The organism is Leifsonia sp. SIMBA_070 (assembly GCF_046534635.1).
GTDB lineage: Bacteria > Actinomycetota > Actinomycetes > Actinomycetales > Microbacteriaceae > Leifsonia.
Map to the genome: position 1 here is coordinate 1 of NZ_JAWRYK010000757.1, position 246 is coordinate 246.

The following is a 246-nucleotide window of genomic DNA, read 5'->3' on the forward strand; positions in this document are numbered from 1 at the left end:
GGTACCGCCCCCTTAGCTCAGCTGGCCAGAGCACCTGTCTTGTAAACAGGGGGTCGCCGGTTCGAATCCGGCAGGGGGCTCCACGAAAAACCCCTCCTGATCAGGCGTCACGCCGATCAGGAGGGGTTTTTTCATGTCCGGTTTTCGATCCACTACACGTTTACAACACGCTTTCAACCCGGATCCCGACAGCCGTCGCCTCATGTTCTGAATAGAGAACAGTGTGACCAAAAATAATGAACACAT

At 54.5% G+C, this 246-nt stretch carries 1 tRNA gene; it reads left to right on the forward strand.

The window, feature by feature from the left end:
• The first annotated feature begins 6 nt into the window (after nt 1-6).
• A tRNA-Thr gene (locus SB754_RS22275) sits at nt 7-83 on the forward strand.
• The last annotated feature ends 163 nt before the right edge of the window (nt 84-246 follow it).